At 72.9% G+C, this 16,722-nt stretch carries 12 protein-coding genes; 6 read left to right on the plus strand and 6 right to left on the minus strand.

Features of this window, described 5'->3' with window-relative positions; genetic code table 11:
* Positions 1-26: 26 nt before the first annotated feature.
* The 3 genes from F4562_RS26750 to F4562_RS26760 all read right to left on the minus strand — a co-directional run bounded on the left by F4562_RS26750 (position 27) and on the right by F4562_RS26760 (position 4,712).
* A complete protein-coding gene (locus F4562_RS26750; RefSeq protein ID WP_184541752.1) occupies positions 27-2,267 on the minus strand; it encodes a SulP family inorganic anion transporter in 2,241 nt (746 codons plus the stop codon).
* 72 nt (positions 2,268-2,339) lie between these two features.
* Positions 2,340-4,055, minus strand: coding sequence for a hypothetical protein (locus F4562_RS26755; RefSeq protein ID WP_184541849.1), 1,716 nt, complete (start codon positions 4,053-4,055; stop codon positions 2,340-2,342).
* 183 nt (positions 4,056-4,238) lie between these two features.
* Positions 4,239-4,712: a YbhB/YbcL family Raf kinase inhibitor-like protein gene (locus tag F4562_RS26760; RefSeq protein WP_246473573.1), complete on the minus strand. Its 474-nt coding sequence runs from the start codon at positions 4,710-4,712 to the stop codon at positions 4,239-4,241.
* 183 nt (positions 4,713-4,895) lie between these two features.
* Here F4562_RS26760 and F4562_RS26765 point away from each other — a divergent pair, with 183 nt between their 5' ends.
* The 4 genes from F4562_RS26765 to F4562_RS26780 all read left to right on the plus strand — a co-directional run bounded on the left by F4562_RS26765 (position 4,896) and on the right by F4562_RS26780 (position 10,138).
* A complete protein-coding gene (locus F4562_RS26765; protein WP_184541747.1) occupies positions 4,896-8,384 on the plus strand; it encodes an AfsR/SARP family transcriptional regulator in 3,489 nt (1,162 codons plus the stop codon).
* A gap of 326 nt (positions 8,385-8,710) precedes the next feature.
* The gene (locus F4562_RS26770) at positions 8,711-9,007 is read left to right on the plus strand and encodes an ArsR/SmtB family transcription factor (RefSeq protein WP_184541745.1); all 297 of its coding nucleotides are present in this window, start codon (positions 8,711-8,713) and stop codon (positions 9,005-9,007) included.
* Positions 9,004-9,297 carry a hypothetical protein gene (locus F4562_RS26775; RefSeq protein ID WP_184541743.1) on the plus strand — a complete coding sequence of 98 codons (294 nt, stop codon included), beginning with the start codon at positions 9,004-9,006 and terminating at the stop codon, positions 9,295-9,297. The genes F4562_RS26770 and F4562_RS26775 overlap by 4 nt, the downstream gene beginning before the upstream one ends.
* Position 9,298: 1 nt before the next feature.
* On the plus strand, positions 9,299-10,138 hold the full coding sequence (locus F4562_RS26780) for a hypothetical protein (protein ID WP_184541741.1): 840 nt from the start codon (positions 9,299-9,301) through the stop codon (positions 10,136-10,138).
* Between the two features lie 239 nt (positions 10,139-10,377).
* Here F4562_RS26780 and F4562_RS26785 read toward each other — a convergent pair whose 3' ends face one another.
* Together F4562_RS26785 and F4562_RS26790 are read right to left on the minus strand one after the other, a co-directional pair.
* A complete protein-coding gene (locus F4562_RS26785; RefSeq protein ID WP_184541739.1) occupies positions 10,378-11,187 on the minus strand; it encodes an ABC transporter permease in 810 nt (269 codons plus the stop codon).
* Positions 11,184-12,155, minus strand: coding sequence for an ATP-binding cassette domain-containing protein (locus F4562_RS26790; protein WP_184541737.1), 972 nt, complete (start codon positions 12,153-12,155; stop codon positions 11,184-11,186). Before F4562_RS26790 ends, F4562_RS26785 begins: the two co-directional genes overlap by 4 nt.
* Positions 12,156-12,315: 160 nt before the next feature.
* Here F4562_RS26790 and F4562_RS36475 point away from each other — a divergent pair, with 160 nt between their 5' ends.
* Both F4562_RS36475 and F4562_RS26800 read left to right on the plus strand, forming a co-directional pair.
* Positions 12,316-13,149: a PH domain-containing protein gene (locus tag F4562_RS36475; protein ID WP_311734008.1), complete on the plus strand. Its 834-nt coding sequence runs from the start codon at positions 12,316-12,318 to the stop codon at positions 13,147-13,149.
* Positions 13,146-14,960, plus strand: a complete 1,815-nt coding sequence (locus tag F4562_RS26800) for a PH domain-containing protein (RefSeq protein ID WP_311734007.1) — start codon at positions 13,146-13,148, stop codon at positions 14,958-14,960. The genes F4562_RS36475 and F4562_RS26800 overlap by 4 nt, the downstream gene beginning before the upstream one ends.
* 36 nt (positions 14,961-14,996) lie before the next feature.
* Here the strand turns inward: F4562_RS26800 and sepH are convergent, their stop codons facing one another.
* Entirely contained in the window at positions 14,997-16,661 is a 1,665-nt protein-coding gene (gene sepH, locus F4562_RS26805; protein ID WP_184541735.1) for a septation protein SepH, read from the minus strand.
* Positions 16,662-16,722 lie beyond the last annotated feature (61 nt).

Consider the following 16,722-nt stretch of genomic DNA (forward strand, 5'->3'; position numbering starts at 1 on the left):
TTTCACCCTTGGCGCAAGGCGTCTGCTCAGAGCGGATCGGCGACGACCGACGGCTGCTCCAGCACGTGCACCCGGGCGGCGCCGATGTCGAAGTAGAGGGCCACCAGCTCCAGCCGCCCCTCCCGGCAGAGCCGGTCGACCTGCGGGTAGGTCCGCAGGTTCTCCAACTGCTGGACCACGTTGACCCGGCAGAGCCGGTCCAGTGGGCCGCCGTCGGTGCCGTCGCTGTCGCCGGTGATGAACCGCGCCAGGCTGTGGTTGCCGTGCCGCAGCCAGCGGCCGAGTCCGGGCAGGCCCGCCGTCCGCTCACCCCCGCTGAGCAGCGCCGCCATGGCCCCGCACCCCGAATGCCCGCAGACCGTGATGGTCCGTACGTTGAGCACGTCGGTCGCGTACTCGATGGCGGCGGACACCGAGTCGTCCGCCGGGACCGAACCCTGCCGGGGCACCAGGTTGCCGATGTTGCGGACGGTGAACAAGTCACCCGGACCGCTGGCAGTGATCATGCTGGGTACGACGCGCGAGTCGGCGCAGGTGATGAACAGGTGCGAGGGTTCCTGCTTGCGGGCCATTCCGTGCAGCAACGGGCGGACCAGCGGCGCGGTGCGCCGGTGGAACTCCTGGGCGCCGGCCAGCAGGGCCGGCACGCTGTCGTGCGGCGTCGGCTGCGCCGGGACCATCGCACGCGGGTCGCCGCTCCGGCCGCGCCGTCGGTGCGACCAGGGGAGCCAGGATCGGCCCGCCGGCCGGGGCGGGGTCTTGGCCGGGAACATCCGGGCGCCGCTGGCGGCCATGGTGTACCACTCGTCGTGGATCTCGTCGATGTCAACGGTGCCGCCGCCGCGCTCGTGGCCGCACCGCCAGTCATGGATGGCCTCGAAGGCCGCGTTGTCCATGAAGTCGATGTTCAGGTCGAGGTCGACCGCGGCCCCCGGTGGGATGGCGCGCAGCTCCGCGGTGAGCTTCGGCACCCCCAGGAAGGTCAGCGAACCGCCGATCATCACGTGCAGGCGCCCGTCGGGCTCGGGCTCGACCCGCACGGTCACCCCGGTGAGGCGGCGCAGCGCCAGCAGCGCGGCCAGGCCGAGGCCGACCAGCACCCCCTCGGCCAGGCCGAGCAGGACCACCCCCGCCATGGTGACCACGTAGACCGGGACCTCGCTGTGACCGCGCAGGTTGCGCAGGTGCCCCAGATTGACCATCTGGACGCCGATGAAGACGAGCAGCGCGGCGAGGGCCTCCATCGGGATCAGGGTGATCGTCCAGCCCAGGCAGACCGCGAACAGCAGGATCCACCCTCCGTGCATGACGGTCGACCACCGGCTGCGGGCACCCGCGGCGACGTTGGTGCTGCTGCGGACGATCACACCCGCCACGGGCAGACCGCCCAGCAGGCCGCTGACCAGGTTGGCCGCTCCCTGGCCGGTGAGTTCCCGGTCCAGGTCCGCGCGCCTGCCGTCGTGCAGCCGGTCGACGGCCACCGCGCACAGCAGCGACTCCACCCCGGCGAGCAGTGCCACGATCAGGACCGCACCGATGATCCCGTGCCAGTCGCCCTGCGGCCAGACCGGGCGGGTCCACTCGCCGAGGCTGTCGGACAGGTCGACCCGGGTCACTTTCCAGCCCAGTGCCCCGGCGACCACCGAGGCCGCGAACAGGGCGGCCAGCGGCGCCGGGATGACGCGCAGCCGCTGCGGCAGGCGGGTCCAGCCGACCAGGACCGCGATGGTGAGCAGCCCGACGAAGACCGCGTGGGTGTGGTTGTGGATGATCTGGTGCGGCAGCTCCAGCACGTTCTCGATCGCCGAAGGCTGCGGGCTGCCGCCGAGCACCACGTGCAGCTGGGCGAGGGCGATGGTCACGCCAACCCCGGCGAGCATGCCGTGGACCACGGCGGGGGAGACCGCCAGCGCGGAGCGGGCGACCCGGCACAGGCCCAGCAGCAACTGCAAGCCGCCCGCCAGCAAAGTGATCATGCAGGTGGCCTGCCAGCCGTATCGCATGACGATATCGGCCACCACCAGTGAGAGCCCGGCGGCGGGCCCGCTGACCTGGACGACCGAGCCGCCCAGCAGGCCCGCCACGACACCGCCCACCACGCCGGCGATGAGGCCGGCCGCCAGCGGTGCTCCCGAGGCGACGGCGATCCCCAGCGAGAGGGGCACCGCCACCAGGAAGACCACCAGGGAGGCGGGCAGATCGTAACGCAGCACGGAGGTGATACCACTTTTGGTGAGCGCCGTGTCGCTCTTCGTGTCCGTCCCCATGGGGGAGACCTTACGGTGTCGCCCCGCGCCGTCCGGGCGATTACCAGAGGCTTTTACGGAGGACGGAGGAAATCAGCGGTAATAGTCAGGGCGGTCCGGCTCCTCGGCGCGGCGCCGGCCACGTGATCCGGGCCGGCGTCCCTCACCGGCCGCCGCGCTCTTCTCCGGAGCCCCCGTGCCGTACTGCTCGGCGTAGCCCGGCCAGTTCGCGCCGTCGCCACCGTGCGGCGCACCCGGCTCCGGCCACGCGACCGGGCTGGACGGGCTGGCCGGCCGGGGCTCGTAGCCGTAACCGCCGCCTGGGCCCGCCTTGGGGGACGGGGCGCCGGGACGGTCCTGGGCGGGTGAGACGGCGCGGGAAGGCACCGTCGGAGTGGAGGTCGCCGGGCTCGGCCCGGTGATCACGTCGTCATCGATGGTGGCCCAGCCCGAGCTGACCTCGTACGAGGCCGCGGGCGGCGCACCGTAGACCGGCGGCTGGCCCGCCGGGGCCGGGTCGTCGAGGATGTCGGCGGTGTTCATCGCCGCCCAGCCGCCGGACGCCGGGCTCGTGGCCCGTGCCCAGGGGTTGTCGGCCAGGTCCTTCGGCGGCCCGTCCTGGGGGCCTCGGGAGGACGCGAGCGGGTCGGTCCGCGGGGTGGCGGCGGGGAACCCGCCGCTGGTCGTGGGACCCATCGGCGCCATGGGGGGCGGCGTCCCGGTGTCGGCGGCCGACACCGGGGAACCGCCGGCCACGCCGCGTCCGCCCGCCGGGGCGGTGGGAGTGGGGGGGACGGGGGGAGAGGGAGGGACCATCGGCCCGGTGCCGCCGCGGCCGCCGGCGGCACCGGCCGGGCGGGCCGGAGGAGCGCTGCGACGAGAGGGACGCGGACTGCCGAGCGGGTCGTTCAGCGGGTCGGGGCGGGAGGGGGCGCCTCCCTGGGAGGCGGCCCGGCTGGCGCGGCGGGAACTGCCCCGCGGCGGACGGGAGTCACCGTAGGCGGGGGCGCCGGGGGCAGAGGCGCCTGGAGCGGGAGCACCCGGGACGGGAGCACCCGGGACGGGAGCGCCGGGGACGGGAGCACCGGAGGGGCCTGCGGCGGGCGGGCCGGAGACGCCCGCCGGGCCGGGAACGCCGACGGGACCGGAGACGCCGGGGGCGGGGAAGGTGCCGGGGGTGGGGGCCGCGAAGGTCATGGTCTTCTGCTCGGCCAGCGAGGCGGCGGTGGGAGCCGGGTTCGGCTGCACCGGGGCCACCAGGTCCGCCAGACCCGACGGCAGCGAGGCCGAGGCGACGGCGGGCTCCTGTGCCGGCGGCCTGGGGGCCGGAGGCCTGGGTGCGGCGGGCTGTTGCCTGCCCGGCAGCGGCACCTGCATGGTCACCGCGTCGGCACCCGCCCGGAAGTCGCCCTGTCCGGCGGGGTGGTCCGCGTCGGACCGGCCTGCCAGAGGCCCTCCGAAACCCTCCTCGTCGGCCTGGAGCCGCGTCCAGTAGTCGTCGTCGTAGTCGTCCACCTGGCCGAACTCGTTCATGCCGCGCTTGCCCCGCGCGCCCGGCGTGCGCGGAGCGCGCGGCTTGGGCTCCTCGTCGAACGGGGTCAGGTCGGGGCTGTAGTGGCCGATCTTCGGCTCTCTGGTCGCGAAGTCGTCACTGGACATGGTCGGGGCCTGCGCCTCTTTCTCGGCCATCTCCCGCAGACGCTCCGCAGGAAGCGCGCTCTCCCTGCGGTTCATCGACCGCATTCCAAGTGCCACGACGACGAGCACGAGGAGCACGACGGCGACCAGGCCTACTACGACCGCAATCATTGCACCACCCTCAAGGCCATGGCCTTACAGCGGCGCCGGTGAGGTCGCGCGGCCATCGACGCGACCTGCCCCCATGCATCACCTGCGCTCGGACATTGGATCTGATTGTGTCGGACCACTATGAGCGTTGTCACACCCTAAGTGAAGAATCGGTAACCATTACTACCTCCGGTGTTTAACCAGTCACTCGATGTTCGCCGTGGTGAGCCGGCCCCAGGCGATCGTCTTGTCCGCGATGCTCCTCAGGGCCTGGCCGAGGGAGGCACCCTGGCTGAGGCTGACCTTGGCGTCGAGCGCGTAGACGGTGAAACGATAGTTCTCCTGGGCGTTGCACGGAGGGTTGTATCCCGCCCTGCCCGTCGTCGTGTTCCCTTCCATGGCACCCGCCGGGACGCTGCCCTCGGCCAGCTCGTTGGTGCGCGGGTCGATGTCGAACACCACCCAGTTCACCTCGCCGTCGTAGCGCGCGTTGCTGTCGACCACGATCGCGACGGACTTGGTGCCTTCCGGCACCCGTGACCAGCGCAGCGGAGGGTTGCCGGCCGAACCCTTGCAGGAGTAGTCGGACGGCAGGGGGCCACCGTCCCGCACCCTGGGGCTGGAGACGCTGATCGGCTCCAGCCGCGACCGCTCCGCGGCGGCCGCGCCACCCGCCATCCCACATCCGGAGGACATCACGACGAACGCCGCGGCTACCACCAGTGCGGTGGTCCGCGGGCGACGCGTAGATGTTCTTGGCTGCCCCATGCCCGATGATGCTACGCGGATCTGGAAGATGCGCAGACCGGATCGCGAGGTTCCGCGATGGGGAAAAGCCCGGGAATCAGACAGAATCAAGGGGTGGAAGGGGTGAAGGCGGACGGCGAAATCAGTTTCGCGATCCTCGGCCCCCTCCTCGTCCGCCGCCCCGGGAAGACCGTGGAGGTCACCGGCCGGCGGCTGCGTGCCCTCCTCGCGCTGTTGCTGCTCGACGCGGGCCGCACGGTGCCGATCGACCGGATCGTCGCCGGAGTGTGGGAGGAACACCTGCCGAACGCGGTCGGCAACGCGCTCCAGGCCCTCGTCTCCCGGTTGCGCGCGATCCTGGACGACCGGGAGCTGGTGCGGGGCGGTCCGGCCGGATACCGGCTGGCCGTCGACCCCGACCTGGTCGACGCCCACCGCTTCGCCCGGCTCGCCGCCCGGGGGCACGCGGCTCTCGCCGCAGGGTCCCCCGGTGACGCCGCGACCGCGCTACGCGCCGCGCTCGCCCTCTGGCGCGGACCCGCGCTGGCCGATCTGGCCGGCAACGACATCGTCGCCGCCGCGGTCGCCCGGTTCGACGCACTGAGGCTGGCCGCTCTCGAAGACCGCTTCGAGACCGACCTGCTGCTCGGGCGGCATACGGAGGCCGCCGCGGAACTTCCCGCCCTGATCGCCGCACACCCGCTGCGCGAGCGGCTCCGCGACCAGCTCATGCGGGCCCTGTACGGCATGGGCCGCCGCGTCGAGGCCCTGGCCGCCTTCGAGGAGGCCCGCGCCGCCTTCGCCGCCGAACTCGGGGCCGACCCCTCGCCGCGCCTGTCCCGGCTTCACCTGGCCATGCTCCGGGGAGAGTGGGCCGAGGCCGCGGGCGGCACCGGCTCCGTCGCGGGCGGTGCCGGTCCTGTCGTGGGCGGTGCCGAGTCCGCTGTGAGTGACGTCGGTCCTGTCGTGGGCGGTGCCGGTCCTGTCGTGGACGCGCCGCCCGGGGTCTCCCCGCCACGTCCGGCGGCCCTGTCCGCGCACCTCCGTTCAGGCAGGGGGAGCGAACACGCCGCGTCCCGCGTGTACGACCGCGACGACCCCTCACCGGAGGCCGGGAAGACGCGGCGGAGCAACCTCCGGGCAAGGTTCACCAGCTTCGTCGGCCGCGAGCGCGACGTGGCCCGTACGGCCGGGCTGCTCGGTGAGCACCGGCTGGTCACCCTGCTCGGGCCCGGCGGCGCCGGCAAGAGCAGGCTCGCCGACGAAGTGGCCGAGACGGTCGCCGACCGGATGTCCGACGGGGTGTGGCTGGTGGAGCTGGCCCCGGTGGCCGAGCCCTCCGAGGTGCCGCAGGCGGTGTTCTCGGCGCTGGAGCTGCGCGACGGGCTCCCCGTGGCCACCGGGCCGCCCGGCACGGTGGCGGTGCCCACCCCCCGTGCCCCGCAGGCCCGGTTGCTGTCGGCCCTGGCGGACAAGCGGCTGCTGATCGTCCTGGACAACTGCGAGCATGTGGTCGAGGCCGCGGCCGCCCTCGCCGACCGCATCCTGGCCGCCTGCCCCGGGGTGCGCGTACTGGCCACCAGCCGCGAACCGCTCGGCATCACCGGCGAGGTGGCCTGGCCGGTGCCGCCACTGGACCTGCCGCCCGTCGGCGGTGACCCGGAGCGGGTCCTCGGTTACCCGGCGGTGCGTCTGTTCACCGAGCGCGCCGCCGCGGTACGCCCCGGTTACCGGCCCGGCGGCGAGGCCGCCGCGGTGGCGCGGATCTGCCGCGAACTCGACGGCATGCCGCTCGCCATCGAACTGGCCGCCGCCCGGCTCCGCTCGCTGTCCGCCGGGCAGATCGCCGACCGGCTCGACGACCGCTTCCGCCTGCTGACCGGCGGAAGCCGCACGGCGATGCCGCGCCACCAGACGCTCCGCGCGGTCGTCGAGTGGAGCTGGGACCTGCTGGACGGGCAGGAGCGCGTCCTCGTCCGCAGGCTGGCCGTCTTCGCCGGAGGCGCCACGCTCGACTCCGTGGAGCGCGTCTGCTCCGGAGCGGGTCTCGCCCGCGACGACGTCCTCGACGTGCTCTCCCGCCTGGTGGACAAGTCGCTGCTGACCGCCTACGACCACGGCGGGACGATCCGCTACCGGATGCTGGAGACCATCCGCGCCTACGCGGCCGAGCGGCTGGCCGAGGCGGGTGAGCAGGACACGGTACGGCTGGCGCACGCGACGTTCTTCACCGGGCTGGCCGAGGCCCGCGACCCCGAGACCCGGGGCCGCCGGCAGGTCGAGGCACTGGCCGAGCTGACCGCCGAGCATGACAACCTGCTGGCCGCGCTTCGCTGGAGCACCGAGGAGGCCCGGTACGACCTGGCGCTCGGCCTGGTCGGGGCGCTGAGCTGGTTCTGGTGGCTACGCGGTTACCGGGTCGAGGGTGCCCGGCGCGCCCGGGAACTGCTGGGACCGGCCCGCGGTGAGGCGCCGCAGGCGCTCACCCTGGCCCGCGCCTGCTTCGGTGCCCTCGCGATCGGCGCCGGGATCGAGCTCGACACGGCGCGGAAGGAGATGGCCGAGGTCGTCCGGCGGACGGAGACTTCGGACCCGCCCCCGCACCCGCTGATCATGATGGCGGCCCCGGTCGTCGGGATGTTCGGCGACCTGCCCGCCGGCGAAGGCCGCGGCTCCCACCTCACCCGCATGTTCGCTCACCCCGACCCGTGGGTCGTCACCTCCGCCCACCTGTTCCAGGGGTTCGAGTGCTTCCTGATGGGCCGGGTCCGTGAGGGCGGACAGGAGATGAAGACCGCCCTGCGGGGCTTTCGCGCGCTCGGAGACCGCTGGGGGACCGCCAACGCGCTGGCCGCGCTCGCGGACATGGACTTCCTGCACGGTGAGCCGGCCCGGGCGCTGGAACGGATCCACGCGGCCGTCGCCCTCCTGGAAGAGCTGGGTGCCCTCGACGAGATCTCCCAGCTGCGGGGCCGGCTCGCGCTCGGGCTCAAACTGGAGGGGGACCACGCCGCGGCCGAGGAGATCCTGAGCGAGACCCTGCGGAACGCGCGCAGGAACGGCGACCGGATCGCCGCGCTGAACCTGCTCAGTGCCCGCGGCGACTTCGCCCGCGAGGACGGCGCGCCGGCCGCGGCGCGGCGTCACTACGCCGAGGCGCTGCGCATCATCGAGGAGACCCCCAGCATCCCCCCGCAGGTCGGGGCGGTGGTCAACGCGTCGCTGGGCCTGCTGGCCGAGCAGGAGGGTGACCTGTCCGGCTCCCGGAAGCTGCTCGGCGTCGCGCTGGAGCAGGCGGAGCGGACGACGGAGGCCCCGGTGCTGGGCCTGGTGCTGATCGGTTTCGCCGGCCAGGCGGTCGCGGAGGGCGACCCCGGCACCGCGGCCGTGCTCCTCGGCGCCGCCGCGCGGATCCGCGGCATCGACGCGGTGGTCGACTTCGACCATGTACGGATCACCGAGCGCACCCGCGCGGCGCTCGGCGCCGAGGAGTACGGCCACCAGTACGGGCAGGGCCGCCTGCTGAACCGGGAGGAGGCCGTCGAGCTGGCGCGCGGGCTCTCGGAGGGCGGGGGCGACGCGGCCTGCGGCGGGGTTTCCTGAGCGCACTCGGGGGCGGGGCCGACCTGCGGACTGCCGGCGTCCCGGCCAGGGGCCGGGAGGCGGGCAGCGGCCGCCGTCACCGGTCAGGCGGCAAGCGGATCTCGCTGGTCGGCCCGCCCTGGGAGCGACCCGGCTCGGCCACTGCCGGCCGTGCTCCGCGACGGAACCGCGACCGTCGGCGGGCGGCCCGGCCCCCGCCTTCTCCGGGCCTGCGCTGAGGAGTTCTCCGGGTCTGCGCTGAGAGATCCGCTCGCGAGGTTGTTCAACTTCGCTGACATATGTAAATTATGGCTGACATATGTCAGCATGATCTAGAAGAGAGCGTTATGAGCTCCGATCTTGTTGGGGTGCTGGCAGCGCTGGCGAACCCGCAGCGGCTGCGGTTGATCGCATCGCTGGCCGGTGGCAGCAACTACGTCAGTCAGCTGGCTCGCGAGCTTGAGCTGAGCCGGCCGTTGGTGCACATGCACCTGCGTCGGCTGGAAGAGGTGGGACTTGTCGTCGGCCGGATGGAGCTGTCCGCCGACGGCAAGGCGATGCGGTTCTTCGACGTCACGCCGTTCGCCTATCAGCTCACCCCGGAAGCGATCCAGGACGCGGTACGAACAATGGAGGAGAAGTGACTCAGTCGGTGGCCGAGGGCATCGACCTGCTGCAGTGGCAGGGCACCATCGCGTTTTTGATCACATTCGTCGGGGTGGCCCTGCTGGCGGTTTACGTGACCAGGCAGTGGCGCCGCGCGTGGGAGTCCCGGGCCGCGGTCGACCGCGACGACGCGTTGCGTGATCTCGCGGCGAAGTCCGTCGCCGCCCAGCGGGCGCAGGCGGATGAGCTGGCCGCGCTGCGCTCAGAGCTGGCCGCGGTGAAGGCGGACACGGCCAGGATCCACGAGCTGCTCCGGAGCGTGGACTGACGTGCGAAAAGTTCTACTGCGGGGGGTCGCGTCCCTGCTGGTGGCGGCCGCGGTGCTCGCACTGCTGACGTTCACCTACTTCTGGCGCTCGCCGGCCTATTATCCGCAGCCGCTGGCGGTGTCCCCCGCGGAGGCGGACATCATTCCACGGTCGAAGTACTCCGCAGATCACCGCCGTCCCTACACCTACCGCCGTGGCGACGTCGCCGTCTTCGGGGCCGAGCACAAGCCCGAGTCCGTCGACCGGCAGGTCCAGCAGATCGACGAGATGTGGCGGGAACTGCGTCCCACCGTCGCCCTGGTCGAAGGCAGGCTGGGATTCCTCGCGCCGGGCTTCATGGATCCGGTGGAGCATTACGGCGAGTCGGGCCACGTGTACGCGCTGGCGAAGGAGGACGACGTGCAGGCGTACACGTGGGAGCAGCCGCTTGACGAGCACATCGCCGATCTCGCCCGGGTGCACGCGAAGGACCGGGTGGCGCTCTTCATGGTGTTGCGGCCCTACTTCAGCAACCTGCGATTCGGCAAGCCCGAGTCGCCGGAGGCCTTCGTGGAGGAGTTCCTCGGCCGGGCGGATCATCCGGCGATACGCGGAGAGATCGATGACGTCGCCGACATCGACCGCATCTGGAAGCGCGATTTCCCCGGCGGCAAGGACTGGCGGGACGTGTCCGACGAGACCGAACTCCCCGGCTATCTCGAGCGGTTGACCGAGGATTCGAACGATCAACGCAACAAGTATCTGGTCCGTCTCGTCTCCCACCTCAGTGCCCAGGGCGAACGAGTGTTCGTGATCGGCGGCTCCAGCCATGCCGTGCTGATAGAGCCGGCCCTGAAGTGACCGGGGCGTCGACAGCCCGCCTTCCAGGTCGCCGGCACCGGGGCCGGTCCGGCGGCCCGTGTTCGCCACCGCCGTCGGCAGGTGCCGGCGTCCCGGCCCACGGTCGGGACGCCGGCGGTACGCAGTTTCGCGGTCCTGGCGGGTACCGGAGAGCCACCTCACAGGTCTCCGTCCACGCGGGGCCGTCCGGTGGAACCGAAGCCTTCAGCGCAGGGGAAGACCTGTGCTTCGCGTGGACCCTAGACGCGGTGACGGAAGGCGCGGATCGCCAGCGGAGCGAAGACCACCACGAACCCGGCCGACCAGACCAGTGAGATCAGGGTGGCCTGGGCAACGTCACCGCCGATGAGCAGGCCGCGGATGGCGTCGGCCAGATGGGTGACCGGGTTCAGGTCGGACCAGACCTTCAGCCATGACGGGAAGGTGGCCGAGGGGACCAGAGCGCTGCTGGTGAAGGTCAGCGGCATCATCGCCGAGAAGGCGATCATCTGGACCTTCTCCGGGCTGGAGGCGACCAGCCCGATCAGCACCGACATCCACGACATGGCCAGGGCCACCACGACCAGCAGGGCCAGGGCACCCAGCAGGCCGATGACGCTGGTGCGGACCCGGAAACCGAGGACCATGCCGAAGCCGACGAGCAGCGCGAAGGCCCACACCTGCTTGACGGTGTCGGCGACGATGCGTCCCAGCAGGGGTGCGGTACGCGCGATCGGCAGGCTGCGCAGGCGGTCGAAGACCCCCTTGCTGATGTCGGTGTTGAGCCCGACGGCGGTGGACAAGGTGTAGAACAGGGCGTTCTGCACGAGCAGACCGGGCAGGGCGAACTGCAGGTAGTCACCGGTGGAGCCGGAGATCGCGCCGCCGAAGACGTAGGTGAACAGCAGCAGGAACATGATCGGCTGGATGCTCAGATCCAGCAGCTCCCACGGGTTGTGCTTGATCTGGACCAGGCTGCGCCAGGCCAGCGTCATGGTCTGCTGCAGGGTCGCCAGGGGGGTGACGCGCCGCGCCGCCACCGGCGGTGCGGTCGTGGTCAGGGTGGTCATGCGAAGGACTCCTCCTTCTCCTTCTGCTCCTGGGTTTCTTCGGCGCGGTGGCCGGTGAGGGCCAGGAACACCTCGTCGAGGCTGGACATCCGCAGCGTCAGCTCGGAGACGACGACGCCCAGGTCGTCCAGGCGGCGCACGATGGCGGGAACGACGGCCGGGTCGTGGACGGGCGCGGTGGCCCTGCCCGCGGTCAGGGCGGGAGGCTCGCCCAGGACCTCGGCGACGACCTCGGCGACCTGCTCCAGATGCTCCTCCTTCAGCGGGCGCACCTGAAGCACCTGGGCGCCGGTGGTGGCCTTCAGCTGGTCGGGGGTGCCACTGGCGATGATCTTGCCGTGGTCGAAGACCACGATGTCGTCGGCGAGCTGGTCGGCCTCCTCCAGATACTGGGTGGTCAGCAGGACGGTGACGCCGTCGGTCATCAGGTCGCGCACCACGCCCCACAGCTCGGTGCGGCTGCGCGGGTCGAGACCGGTGGTGGGTTCGTCCAGGAACAGCACCGTGGGATGGCCGACGAGACTGGCCGCCAGGTCCAGCCGGCGCCGCATGCCGCCCGAGTAGGTCTTCGCGGCCCGCTCGCCGGCGTCGGACAGGGCGAACCGCTCCAGCAGCTCGCCGGCGCGCCGCCTGGCGTCGGCCCGTGACATGCCGAGCAGCCGGCCGATCATGAACAGGTTCTCCACGCCGGTGAGCATCTCGTCGACCGCGGCGTACTGGCCGGTCAGGCCGATCAGTGAGCGCGCCTGGTGGGCCTGCGTGACCACGTCGTACCCGCCGACGGTGGCGCGGCCCTCGTCGGGGCGTAGCAGCGTGGTCAGGATCCGCACCACGGTGGTCTTGCCCGCCCCGTTCGGGCCCAGCACGCCCAGCAGCCGCCCCTGCGGCACGAGGAGATCGACGCCGTCGAGCGCGCGGGTCTCCCCGTACTGCTTCACCAGGCCCTCGGCCTGGATCGCATATGTCATCGTTTCTACCTCTCCGTAGCCATCGCACCGCCACGATGTCAGGCCCCACTGACATTTCTCTGATCACGAGGTGACGCGGCTCGGAACCCACTGACAGAACGCTGACACGGGGACGCCCACCGGGGCGGTCCGCCAGGGCAAGACCGTTTAGGCTGACAGCGTGAGCGACCGAGCCGATGAGCACAGCGCCGCCGCGGGCCGGGCCGCGCCGGTCGATCCGGCCGCCCGCTCCGGTCCCGGAGCGGCGGATGCCCCCGGTCCGGCCGGTGGCCTCGATCCGGTCGACGGTCCCGTCTCCGGGGCCGTCGCGGACTCCGCTTCAGGCGCCGCCGCCGACCCCGGTCCCCGTCCCGCCGGTGATTCCGTCTCCGGGGGCGTCGCGGACTCCGCTTCAGGTGCCGCCGACCCCGGCTCCCGCCCCGCCGCCGACCCTGGTTCCGGCCCCGCAGGCGACTTCGGTCCAGGCCCCGCCGGGCTCGTCCGCTTCCCGCTGCGGGCCCCCGCCAACCCGGTGTCGCGCAAGGCCGTGGCGCTGTGGCTGCTGCACGGGCTCTCCTGGTCCGTGTTCGTGGTGGTGGGCTCCTTCTTCCTGGCCCGGTGGGCCGAGGACGACCGCTGGTCGTGGCTGCCCGACTGGGTGCTCGGCAACATCTGGTGGGTGCCGGCGCTGACGGCGCTGCTCCTGCTCCCCGCGGCGATCGTGGAGCCCTTCTGGCGCTACGCCGTGCACCGCTGGGAGCTCAGCGAAGATGTGGTCTACACGCGCTCCGGCTGGGTCAGCAGAGAGTGGGCGTTCGTGCCGGTCAGCCGGATCCAGACGGTCGACAAGGCACAGGGGTGGACCGAGCGGGCGCTGGGACTGGCCACGGTCGAGATCCGCACCGCCTCGCACGCGGGTTCCTCCAGGATCAAGGGCCTCGATTACGAGGTCGCCGCCGGGTTGGCCGCTTCGCTCGCGCACCGCGCCGAGCAGCTCAGGGACGACGCGACGTGACCGGATCCCCCGGCGAGGCCGACCGGTCCGGGGCCGACCAGTCCGGGGCCGACCGGTTCGGCGGTGACCGGTCCGGGGTCGACCGGTCCGGCGGCGGGCAACAGGAGTGGGCGCCGGTGGAGGCGCCGCTGCGCCTCAGCCCCAAGGTGTTGCTCACCGACCCGATCCGCATGCTGCCCTCGCTTTTCCTGCCGCTGGTCGGCGTGCTGTTCCTCAGCGGCTTCTCCCCGGGGTCCTTCGTGTGGGCGATGCTGGGCATCGTCGGCTCGGTCGTCTTCGCGGCGGTGCGGTGGACGACCTTCACCTACCGGATCTGCGGCGACAGGCTCGAGCTGACCCGAGCGCTGGTCAGCAGGTCGGTCCGGACGATCCCGCTGGAGCGGATCCGCGGCGTCGACATCAGCGCTCCGCCGCTGCACCGCGTGCTCGGTATCGCCGTGCTCAGGATCGACACCGGCGCGGGAGGCGACGACAAGCAGGAGGGCGAGCTCAACGGGGTGACCGTCACCGAGGCGGAGCGGCTCAAGGCCGTGCTGCTCTGGCACGCCCGTGCCCGGGCGGCCAGGCGTGCCCAGGCGCAGGCGGCGGGCCCCCTGACCGGTGCGGGTTTCGCGCCCGGTGTGGATTTCGCACCTGGTCCAGGTGGCGCGGACGTGGCGGTGACCGGCGCTCCGGGCGAGCCGCCCGAGCTCTCCGGCGCGGCGCGGGCGGGCCGGGACGACGGCCGCGAGGCGGGGGAGCGGACCCCTGACCGGGTGGTGTTCGTGCTGCCCCGCCGGTGGCTCCTGTACGGCCCGCTCTCCGGGGCGTACCTGCTGACCCCGTTCGCGCTGGTCGCCGGTGCCGTCGGCGCGGTGCTCCAGTGGGGCGGCGAGTTGAGGATCGACAGGCGGGTCGTGGTGCGCGCCGGGGAGTGGCTGTGGGAGCACCCGCCCTTCCTCGCCGGTGCCCTCGCGCTGCTGATCCTGGCGATGCCCGTGCTGGCTGTGATCATGTACGCGGTCTTCACCTGGGATTTCAACCTCCGGGTCAGGGAGGACTACCTGGTCGCCGAACGCGGCCTCCTGACGCGCAGGAGCGTCTCGCTGGAACGGCGCAGGATACGCGGCTTCGAGCTGGTGGAAGGGCCGGCGGAGCGCAGGACCGGGCTCGCCCGCGCGTGGGCCATCGTGACCGGCCTGGGTGACTCGGAGACCAGGGGGCAGCTGCTGCCGGTGGTCCCGCGAGACACCGTGCTCGACGTGGCGGGCCGGGAGATCGGCGGGATCACCTCCGGTCTGCGTCCGCACCCGCCCGCGGCGCGCCGCCGCCGGCTGTTCCGCGCGGTCTTCCCGTGGCTCGCGGTCGCCGCCTGCGCGGTCGCCGCCGCCCTGCTGTGGTCCGGACTCTGGTGGGCGCTCGCGGTTCCGGCACTCGTCGTGGCCGGGCTGGGGGTCCCGCTCGGCCTCGACCGCTACCGCTCACTCGGCCACGCCTACGACGGGAGCCGCCTGTCGGTCCGGTCGGGATCGCTGCGCCGCTCCCAGGCCGTGGTGGAGCGGCGGGCCGTCGTGGGCTGGACGCTGAGTCAGACCTGGTTCCAGCGGCGGGCCGGGGTGCTGACGGTGACCGCCGGGGTCGGGGCGGGTTCCGGGGGGTACTCCGCGCTCGACGTCGGAGCGGCCGAGGGGCCGGCGTTCGCCGCCGAGGTCACCCCCGCCTGGATCGCCCCGTTCCTCTCCGAGCGGACCGCCCCCGGGGGGCCCTGCGGGCGGGCCGACCGCGGGGGTCTCTCCGAGGGAGCCGGCCGGGAGAACGCGAGACGGGGGTGACCGGCACACCGGTCACCCCCGTCTCGCACGCCGGGATCAGTCCGGGCGGCGGGCGCCGAACATGATCTCGTCCCAGGTCGGCACCGACGCGCGCCGGCCCCGGGACTTCTTGGCCGGACGGGCCGGAACCGGAGCCGGTTTCGGTGGTTCGGCCGGTTTCTCTGGCACCGGTGGCTTTTCGAGCTTGGTCTCCTGCATCGCCCCCGTGTCTCCCTCTTTCCTCACCGGCTCGGCCGGAGCCTGCTCGTCCACGCTGACGCGCGCAGCCGGTACCGCTATCGGTTCCTTGGCGGGCCCGGTGTCCGTCACCGGCTCGGGAGCGGGGGTCTCCTCCGCTCCGGCGACGGGTTCGGGCCCGGCCGCCGCGGCCGTCGCCTCGCCGGGGGACGGCACGGGCTCCGGGACCTCGGCGGGCTCCGGGACGGCGGCCTCGGCGGCCGCGATCCCGGGCTCGGCGGTCTCCGGCTCGCTGACGGCCTCGGCTTCGGTGGTCTCGGGTTCGGCGGTGCCGCTCTCGGTGGTCTCCGTCCCGGGCTCGGCGGTGGTCTCGGGCGGCGGGGCCGGTTCGGACCCGGCGGCCGCGAGCGGCGGCTCGGCCGCGCCTTCAGGCACGGCGGCCTCGGCGGTCGCGACCCCGGGCTCGGCGGTCTCCGGCTCGCTGACGGCCTCGGCTTCGGTGGTCTCGGGTTCGGCGGTGCCGCTCTCGGTGGTCTCCGTCCCGGCCTCGGCGGTGCTCTCGGGCGGCGGGGCCGGTTCGAGTTCGACGGACGGCAGAGCGGGTTCGGCGGCGGGCGTCCACACGGGCGGCCCGGACCCGTTCACCGCGGGTTCGGCGGCCCGGTCAGGTTCGTACCCGGCCGGGTCGGGGGCACGCAGCGGCGGCACGGTCACCCGCGGCGCCTCGTACCCGGGTGGGAGCGGTGGCATCGGCGGCTGCCGGTAGGCGGCCGGCGGCTCGGCCTGGGAGTAGGCGGGCCGGGCCGGGGCGGGCGGCTCCTGCCGCACCACCGAGGGGAAGGAGATCGGCGCCTGGTGCAGTGGTTCGGGCGCCAGCGGCGGCACCGGCGCCAGCTTGGCCACCCGCGGCACGAACGGTGTGACCGTGGTGTCCTCGGCCGGTTCGGCCTCGTCACCGGAGGACAGCCGCAGTGCCTCGTCGTCGTGCGGTGTGATGTGCCGGCGGCGCGGGTCGAAGAGCCACTCGGCGCGGCGGGCGTGACCGTTCCACACGAAACCGAGCTTGATCCGCCACATGTTGTCGTCGCGCTTCGCGGAGTCCCACTCGATCTCGTCGGCGGGCACGCCGCGACGGGTCAGGCGCTCGGCGACCAGGTCGCCGAGGGTGGGCCCGGGAGAGGAGTCGCCAGGCAGCCGCACGGCGCAGCGCTGCGCCTGCTGGGCCATGTACTCGCGTTCCTGGAGCACGGGACCCTCGAACCACCGTACGCGCTCGACCGGGATGCCCGCCGTGTTGGCGATCTCCTCCGCGGTCTCGCCGGCACGGATCCGTGCCTGGATCTCCTTGGGGCGCAACGGACTCTCCACTTCGATCTCGTACTGGCCGAGACGGGAGAAGTTGCCGCGGACGGCAGCACGGAGCCGGTCGTCGACGGGCAGCGTGAACCGGGTACCCCTGCCGGCCGTGGCCAGTACGAGATACGTTCCGTCCTCACTCACCGCGACGAGACGGAGCTCCTGCATGCGAGTCCCTTCGTCGTCGTGCTCAATCTTCCCCCGGACCCATGAGTCTCTCGTGTGTGCC

Source organism: Streptosporangium becharense (assembly GCF_014204985.1).
Classification (GTDB): domain Bacteria; phylum Actinomycetota; class Actinomycetes; order Streptosporangiales; family Streptosporangiaceae; genus Streptosporangium; species Streptosporangium becharense.

Bases quoted from the DNA above. Each gene is read 5' to 3' on its own strand.
- F4562_RS26770 (WP_184541745.1), top strand. From the start codon at position 8,711: ATGAGCTCCGATCTTGTTGGGGTGCTGGCAGCGCTGGCGAACCCGCAG.
- F4562_RS26750 (WP_184541752.1), bottom strand. From the start codon at position 2,267: ATGGGGACGGACACGAAGAGCGACACGGCGCTCACCAAAAGTGGTATC.
- sepH (WP_184541735.1), bottom strand. From the start codon at position 16,661: ATGCAGGAGCTCCGTCTCGTCGCGGTGAGTGAGGACGGAACGTATCTC.
- F4562_RS26790 (WP_184541737.1), bottom strand. From the start codon at position 12,155: ATGACATATGCGATCCAGGCCGAGGGCCTGGTGAAGCAGTACGGGGAG.
- F4562_RS26755 (WP_184541849.1), bottom strand. From the start codon at position 4,055: ATGATTGCGGTCGTAGTAGGCCTGGTCGCCGTCGTGCTCCTCGTGCTC.
- F4562_RS26785 (WP_184541739.1), bottom strand. From the start codon at position 11,187: ATGACCACCCTGACCACGACCGCACCGCCGGTGGCGGCGCGGCGCGTC.
- F4562_RS26760 (WP_246473573.1), bottom strand. From the start codon at position 4,712: ATGGCGGGTGGCGCGGCCGCCGCGGAGCGGTCGCGGCTGGAGCCGATC.